This is a genomic window from Candidatus Cloacimonadota bacterium (assembly GCA_034722995.1).
Classification (GTDB): domain Bacteria; phylum Cloacimonadota; class Cloacimonadia; order JGIOTU-2; family JGIOTU-2; genus JAGMCF01.
Window position 1 is genome coordinate 20,901 of the sequence record JAYEOL010000051.1, and the last position, 8,166, is coordinate 29,066.

Annotated in this window: 7 protein-coding genes; all 7 read right to left on the reverse strand. The window is 31.2% G+C overall.

Annotation, left to right across the window (positions count from 1 at the left end; all coding sequences use genetic code 11):
* Window positions 1-8: 8 nt before the first annotated feature.
* The gene (gene def, locus U9R23_06235) at window positions 9-551 is read right to left on the reverse strand and encodes a peptide deformylase (protein MEA3476015.1); all 543 of its coding nucleotides are present in this window, start codon (window positions 549-551) and stop codon (window positions 9-11) included.
* Between the two features lie 6 nt (window positions 552-557).
* Window positions 558-872: a preprotein translocase subunit YajC gene (yajC, locus tag U9R23_06240; GenBank protein MEA3476016.1), complete on the reverse strand. Its 315-nt coding sequence runs from the start codon at window positions 870-872 to the stop codon at window positions 558-560.
* Between the two features lie 155 nt (window positions 873-1,027).
* Window positions 1,028-2,293, reverse strand: coding sequence for a hypothetical protein (locus U9R23_06245; protein MEA3476017.1), 1,266 nt, complete (start codon window positions 2,291-2,293; stop codon window positions 1,028-1,030).
* A 154-nt stretch (window positions 2,294-2,447) separates the two neighbouring features.
* Window positions 2,448-4,547 (reverse strand): ABC transporter ATP-binding protein, encoded by a 2,100-nt coding sequence (locus tag U9R23_06250; protein ID MEA3476018.1) that lies wholly within the window; start codon window positions 4,545-4,547, stop codon window positions 2,448-2,450.
* Between the two features lie 266 nt (window positions 4,548-4,813).
* Window positions 4,814-5,182, reverse strand: a complete 369-nt coding sequence (locus U9R23_06255; GenBank protein ID MEA3476019.1) for a four helix bundle protein — start codon at window positions 5,180-5,182, stop codon at window positions 4,814-4,816.
* A gap of 312 nt (window positions 5,183-5,494) precedes the next feature.
* The gene (locus U9R23_06260; GenBank protein MEA3476020.1) at window positions 5,495-7,240 is read right to left on the reverse strand and encodes an ABC transporter ATP-binding protein; all 1,746 of its coding nucleotides are present in this window, start codon (window positions 7,238-7,240) and stop codon (window positions 5,495-5,497) included.
* A 527-nt stretch (window positions 7,241-7,767) separates the two neighbouring features.
* The coding region (locus U9R23_06265; protein ID MEA3476021.1) for a tetratricopeptide repeat protein at window positions 7,768-8,166 on the reverse strand (399 nt) is incomplete at its 5' end.

An 8,166-nucleotide genomic window follows, 5' to 3' on the forward strand; every position in this document is an offset into this window, starting at 1 on the left:
TTAACTATTTAATGAAGTGATGCAATATTAATACCCCGTTTAGTTGTAGCAGCAATTTTTTTTAGCTTACCTTGCAGTAACCTCCTCTTAATTAGTGAAATCTTATCAACAAATAAGATACCGTCCAGATGGTCATATTCATGCTGAACTACACGAGCAAAAAGGTCGGTAGCGATATATTGTTTCCATTTTCCAAATAGATTCTGTGCTTTGAATGACACAGTTTTTGCTCTTTTTACCTTTTCAAAAATCTCAGGGATACTTAGGCATCCTTCTTCCTCATTCTGAATCCCTTCAAGTTCCAGCAGAGTTGGGTTTATAAAAATCATTGTTTTTCGTTTTTTTTCATCTTCTATCCAGAGAGGATAAACAGCAAACATTCTGACAGAACGTCCAATTTGAGGAGCTGCCAGTCCAATTCCGTCAAACCTTTCTAATGACTCAATAAGATTCTTGCTAAGATTCTTTATTTCATCATCCCGATGCATCGGGATAGGTTTAGCAATCTTTCTTAAAGATTCATCTCCATACAATCTAATTTTTTCTAACATTTCTGTTCATTTTATTTTGTTAGCAATAGCTGATCTTGTAACCTCAATTTTTACATTGTCAGCTACTTTAAGAACCACAACATCACCTTTGATGCTGTAAATTGTTCCAATGATTCCGCCGTTTGTAACGACCTTTTCATTCTTTTGAATCTCTTTTCTCATTTTCACAATCTCTTTTTGCTTCTTTTGTTGAGGTCTAAATATAAGCAAATAGAGAATCACAAACATAATGATAATTGGCAAAAATCCAATCAATCCACTTTGTTTAGCAGGTTGTGTTGCAACAGGCTCAGCCTGTGCAAATAATAGACTTATAAGCATTATTTTCTCCTATTTTCATTACTAAAATATCTCAAAGTCAAAAATAAACATCTTTTGAGATTTGTGGCTAATTTATTTTAGTGAACATAAATTTCGCTATAAAACAATTTTTTTAAGATTGATTTTGAATGTCAATAATAATAGAGTTATTCAGGTCATTTAAAAAGTGGAAGTTTTTCCATAATTGCTAAAATTTCATTGTTTTTTTTCTGAACTTTTATTAGTGCGACCACCTCATTATTGCGATACTGTTCAGTAAAAAAAATTCTTAAATCTTCATTAGAATTAATAGGAATATATTTTTGGCAATTATGCAAAACTTTTCCTTCAGCTCCATAAAATTTGCTAAGTCTTTTAAGATGTTCCTTGGAATCCGGAAAGATTTCAATAATACTTTTAAGAAAATTTGCAGCAATTTTACAATTAAAACAGTATAGATTAAATAAAAACTGGTTGTTTACACAGATTTTTCTGAACTCTTTATTAGTAAGAGATTCAAAATATCTATTATCTTTCAAAGCATTCTGCCATTTTTGTAATGCATAGTTACCGATTGAATATCCATCACAGTTTTCAATAGACAGCATCTCTTTTGCAGCTTTCAAACTATTGATGTATGATTGTGCAGGAGGACTAAAATCATTTTCATCTTTAGCCAAAATTGGAGATTTCTCAAAAACAATAACAGTTTCCGAAATTTGAGGTGCAATAGAATAATCTACTGTCTTGTCATTATAGCTTCTACAAAATAATTCCTTTCCATTATTTTGATACCCTGTAATAATTCCCCAATCATTCTGACCGCAGAGGTTTTTAGCAAGAACTGGAATCCCATTATCAATGCTATTTTTTATTATTTCTTTTATTTGATTTCGATTATTTGTATGAATCTTTCTGTATGACCACTTCAAATTCTCAAATAGAAATTTTATGCAATCAAAGCCATTTGCTGGATCTAATGCATCTACGGAAAATTTATTATAAAATTGGATACGGAAAGAGAAAGCGGATAATCCCATTAGTACAGTAGGCTCTATTTCAATCCCAAAAATTTTTAAAGTGTTAATAAGGGAGCCGAAGAAAGTATTCTCCATTCCAGTTCTCTTTTCTAATCTACCAATATTTTCTATTCGTTTTGCGTCTGAAAGTATCTCTGGATCCTTTTCTCTTTCTGCAAGATATACCCCAAGATCGCCAGGCCAAATCTGAAAATATTCTTCCAAATCGTCTCTTCTTACTTTCAAAACAATATTCTTAGAATTTTGAAATTTTAGTTTCATCCTTTGTAACTGAGCCTTGCTCGTAATTTTTTCTCCATTATATTCCAGTATCCAATCCCCTTCTTTAACTCCTCTATCTGCAAGCTGACTATGTCTATAAAATCCAACAATTTGAAGGCCTTCTATTATATTTGATTTCATTTAAACTCCAAATATGTATTTGAAATTAAAAAAATTCTTGTCAAGGTTAGTAGAAAATTTTCTTTTTTGAAAATTACGAGCAGTTCGCTGATATGTAGGACAGAGTTTATTTCAGTCTGCTAAATTTAACAACTGAAAGGATTGTATAAAAGAATCAAACTATATTGTCTTTATACTGCAATCTATACAAATTATAATACAATCCTTTTTGCTTCAGTAATTGCTGATGATTACCTTCTTCGACGATTTCACCCTTGTGAATCACAACAATTCTATCTACATTTTGAATAGTTGATAATCTATGAGCGATAATTATTGATGTTCGGTTTTTCATCACTTTTTGCAAGGCGTCTTGAATCAATATTTCAGTTTCAGTATCAATATTTGAAGTAGCTTCATCTAAGATAAAAATACTTGGATTACATACAAGAACGCGTGCAAATGCCAATAATTGTCTTTGTCCTGCAGAAAGAACCGAACCTCTTTCTCTTGCATCTTGGTCATACTTATCTGGTAAATTGGAAATAAATCTATCTGCATTAACATATTTCGCAGCTTTAATAATTTCTTCTTTAGAAACATTTTCTCTGTATAATGAGATATTATCTTTTATTTTGCCAGAGAATATAAATACTTCTTGCTGAACAACTCCAATATTCCTTCTTAAATCTGATAGACTATATTCAGAAATATGAGTATCATCAATTAGAATTTCTCCTTTTTGATAAGGGTAAAAACGGCTTAATAATTTTACAAGTGAAGTTTTACCCCCACCTGTCTCCCCTATCAAAGCTAACTTCTCACCTGCATCTATTTTTAGATTAATATCTTTTAAAACAAAGTCATCTTTATTATATGCCATCCAAACATTTTTGAACTCAATTTTACCTTTTATATGTGAGTTCAATATGGCATGAATTTTATACTCCTCTGGTTTAACATCCATTAATTTGAAAATTCTCTCCAATGCTGCCATTGCTGTTTGCATAATATTATATTTTTGACTTAAATCATAAAGAGGGTCAAAAAACCTGTGAACATAACTTATAAATACTACAAGAACACCCAATGACATCTTGTTTGATATAATACTACCCCCACCATACCAAATAATCAAGGCAATTGATAAATGCACCATTACATCAATCAGAGGACGAAAAACAGCAAAAACTCTCAATTGTTTTTTTTCTGCATGGAAATATTCTTCTGTAATATTCTTAAATTCATTTAATTTTTTCTTCTCTTGATGAAATAGCTGAATTGTTGTAATACCAGAAATACTTTCTGATAATTTAGCATTTATTTTTGCCAATTTTATTCTAACAGCTCTATACACTTTTCGTATATCTTTTTTAAAACGAATCATAAAGTATATAATTAATGGAACGACAATAAATGTAACCAAAGCAAGTTTGTAATTAATTACAAGCATAACAATTAGAATAGCAAACATCATAACAATATCTTGTAAAAGAGTAATAAGACCTTCTCCAAGCATATCTGCAAGAGCTTCAATATCATTTGTTATGCGCGTTACGAGTCTTCCTATAGGATTCTTATCAAAATATGATAATGGTAATTTTTGCAGATGATTGAAAAGTTTCATCCTCAAATTGTACATAGAATGCATTGCTGCATATTGAGTTAAATATATTTGAAGGTAACTAAAGATAAACCTAAAAATTAGTATTGCAAAGAAAATAATACCTAAAATTAAAAGTCCATGTAAGTCATTTTTCCTTAGTATGCGAGTATCCGATGGTGATATTTTCTTTAAATCAGATTGTTTTATAATATAATATTTTCCAAAAATAGCAAATATATCAGGATATTTATTAGCAAGAGCAAGGTTTTCGTCCGTCTTTAGAAAGATTGCATAATATTCTCTACTAATTGATTTCTTATCTTGTAGAGCACGAATATGTTTCGGTAACAGCTTATCTGTGTTATAACTTCTTATTAATATTTTATGATTTTCTGATTCAATCACATATTTATTATATCTTTTTGCAAATTCTTTTTCTATTTCAGGAAAATCTGATATATCAATTATTCTTATTGATGGATTGATATACTCATCAATTCCATATTTGAGAATATATGGTAAAAGGATTGCAAAAAATGCAATTATTAATAGTATAAAAAATGAAATAATAAAATATTTCTTGTATGGTAATATATATTTTAGCAATCTCGCCATTAGGCGACTGTCATAAATTTTCTCTGAATCTTTTTCTTCGTAATAAGTATTCATAAAAACGCTTCGCTGTCAAAAGCTCACTTCCCCGCGTCCGCGGGGATCGCTGTTAAACATTGTCATAACGCTTCGCTGTCATAATGGCTAAAGCCGTCATAAATTGTCATAACGCTTCGCTGTCATAAATTATCATAATGCATTGCCGTCAAATAACAACATTTGACGATGCGAAGCAGCTTTTGACTATATTTGACGAGCCGAAGGCTCTTATGACGCTCCTAAGGAGCATTTGACCATTTCTGACAAGCCGAAGGCTTATTTGACTATTTTTGACTCCCTTTACCAATTGATTTGATATAATTATTCAATTTGATTTCCAATATTTTCAATTTATTTTCCATTGTTTTGAAAAAGTTGGTAGAAATTAAACTTCTGTTATGAGATTTTATCAACCAAGTTTTAGTCTCAAAAAGAGAACCTCTTGCATAATAGCAAAACAATTTATTCTCTTTAAAAGAGTATCTTCCATATCCTTCAGAAATATTTGAAGCAATAGAATCAGCAGCTCTAATCCATTGATTGCCAATAGTAGATTTTTTAAAATAATCCCATTTTGATACTACTTCCCAAACTTCTTCACCAATTTCCATTGCAATCTGATATATTTTTAAGTCTTCCAGATTTGTAATCAAATTTCTTACCTTCCATAAATATTTTTTGTATATACTTTCAAAACGCTTTGCTGTCAGATATGGTCATAATGCTATCGCTGTCAAATATAGTCATAACGTTGACGCTGTCATAATGGCTAAAGCCGTCATAAATTGTCAAAACGCTTCGCTGTCATAAATGCTCAAAATAGCTAAAGCTGTTATTAAAATCATTTGACGCTACGAAGTTTAGCATTTGACAATCTTTGACGAGCCGAAGGCTTATATGACTACTTTTGACGCTCCGAAGGAGCATATGACGATTCGCCAATTGGCGAATCTTTTGACTACTTTCTACATCTCAAGCTCTTCTCTAAGTTTTTGTTTATTATAAATATTTGTGTATATACCATTTTTCTTTACAAGGGTTTCATGATTACCTCGTTCAGCAATCTTGCCCTTATCCAAAACAATTATCTTATCAGCATGCTGCATTGTTGAGATGCGATGCGCAATGATTAAAGTAGTTTTATTCTTCTGCAATTCTTTAAGATTAGATAGAATTCCTTCTTCGGTTTGAGTATCTACAGATGAAAATGCATCATCCAAAATTAGTATTGGAGCATCTTTAATCAAAGCTCTTGAAATTGCAAGTCTCTGCCTTTGTCCACCAGACAAAGACACTCCTCTTTCACCAACAATTGAATCAAATTTTGAATCAAATCCCATTATATCATTATAAAAATGTGACATTTGTGTTGATTCAACTATTTTATTTTTAGAGACATCGTTTCTTGCAAATTTTATATTATCTTCAATAGAAGTTAAAAAGAGAAATATATCCTGCATAACAATGCCCATATTCTTTCTTAAAACATTGAGTGGAATCTGGCATATCTCTTTACCATCAAGATATATTGAATTCTTTGGGGGGTTAAATAACCTTGTTAATAGTTTAATTATTGTACTTTTTCCCTCACCAGTTCTACCAACAATTGCTAATGTTTCTCCAGAATTTATTGAAAACGAAATCCCATCTAACACTACATAATCGTTGTCCGGATAGGAATATTTTAGATTTCTAAACTCAATATTACCCTTTAAAATTTTAATAGATTTATCCACCTCTGACGAATCAATAATCTCAGGTTTTTCTTTCATAATCTCTTGTATTCTATTTAGAGAAGCTGTTCCTCTTTGATAGAGATTAACAACCCAGCCAATCGCAATAAATGGCCATATCAATAAATGTAAATAGCTATTGAATGCAACAAATTCTCCAATAGTTATCTCATTAAGTATAGTTTTTGTTCCGCCAAAGTAAAGAGTAAGAAGTAGGCTCACGCCGACAATTGCAAACATAAATGGAAAGAATATACCCCAGATTCTTACAAGTTTCATATTCTTGTCTACAAGTTCCTCAGCAATCTCACCTACACGATCTTCATAAGAATTTTCTCTCACAAATGACTTAATAACCGCGATACCAGATATGCTCTCCTGGACTCTATCAGATAGAGTGGCAAATGTTTTTTGAATACTTTTAAAAAGTTTGTGAAGCCTTCGTCCAAAAAATATCATTACAAAAGTCACTAATGGCAAAGGTATGATAACATAAATTGTTAATCTCCAATCAATGCGAGACATTAATATTATGCTAAAAAATGTCATAAAAATCATATCACAAAAAATTACAATACCTGGGCCAAAAAGCATACGAACTGCTCTTAAATCATTGGTCGCATAAGCCATCAAATTGCCTGTTTTATGCTTTTGAAAAAACCTAATAGATAGATTTTGCAAATGTCCATAATAGTCATTACGAATCTGTCGCTCAACTTTGTATGAATTTGTAATTAAGAAAATTCTCCATAAAAATCGGAAGATTGCCATTACAATAGCAAGACCAAATACTAAAACACCGAAAAGAAATAATTTGTTAACTGTAAAATTTGGTAACCGTAATGAATCGATGACATGCCTTTCAATCTGAGGAATCACCATCATAAGACTATCAACAAATAAAAGACATAAAAGCCCTAAGAATATTGTCTTTGTATAAGGTTTTAGATACGATAGAATTGATCTTATATTTTTCATAAAATACCTACCACAGAGACACAGAGAACACAGAGAAAGAGAAATATAATATAACAACTTCCAATTCAATTAATTCAATTACCATTTTCATGCTCCTTTGCCTACCCCGTCCCGATTTATCGGGATGGGGTGTCCCGATTGTTTTTGGGACATGAATGTTTCATCTGAAAATCCTTTCACCACAAAGGTTCATCCTTCGCAATAGCAGTCCTACTGCTACGGAGAATGGACACAGAGAAAGAAAATGACAAATAACAAACTTCAAATAACAAATAAATTCCAAAATCAAAATTAAAAAAAATTCAGAAAAAGAAGTTAGCATTTATAATTGGACATTTGGGTTTTATTTGAAATTTGGATTTTGGAATTTGGAATTTTTTAAACCCTCATTCCCATCCGTCTTGGCTCGGCCAAGCCGAGACAGAAGCCCTCCCCAATTAAATTGGGGATTGGGAATGCATGCAATTTTCATTCTCCTTTGCTACTTCTATAAAAATTCTTTATTAGAACATTTAGTTCCAATAATATTAAGGTAAAGCATCCAAAAATTTCTGAGCTTCTTTGCCCCACTTACTATCAGAGCCATATTTATTAATTATACTGTTATAGAAAAGTTTTGCTTTGTCAAATTTATTGAGCTGTTCATAAGCCATAGCAATCTTAATATTAGCATTTACATCCCATTGTGCAAGGTCACCATAATCATAAACAATTTTTAAAAAGGTTTCAATAGCCTTATCATATTTCTCCAGGCCATAATATGACTCACCAATCCAATATATAGTTTCTACTTTAACATTTCTTTCGGAGATTTTTGGTAAAATCGCATTAAACAAGTCAATGGCTTTCTGATACTTTTTATCCATATAATAGCAGAATGAGATTTCAAAAAGAGTTTGAGGTTTTATCTCGGGTGTTCCGAATCT

Excerpts from the sequence above, each read along its gene's own strand:
- def (MEA3476015.1), bottom strand. The coding sequence starts at position 551 with ATGTTAGAAAAAATTAGATTGTATGGAGATGAATCTTTAAGAAAGATT.
- yajC (MEA3476016.1), bottom strand. The coding sequence starts at position 872 with ATGCTTATAAGTCTATTATTTGCACAGGCTGAGCCTGTTGCAACACAA.
- U9R23_06245 (MEA3476017.1), bottom strand. The coding sequence starts at position 2,293 with ATGAAATCAAATATAATAGAAGGCCTTCAAATTGTTGGATTTTATAGA.
- U9R23_06250 (MEA3476018.1), bottom strand. The coding sequence starts at position 4,547 with ATGAATACTTATTACGAAGAAAAAGATTCAGAGAAAATTTATGACAGT.
- U9R23_06260 (MEA3476020.1), bottom strand. The coding sequence starts at position 7,240 with ATGAAAAATATAAGATCAATTCTATCGTATCTAAAACCTTATACAAAG.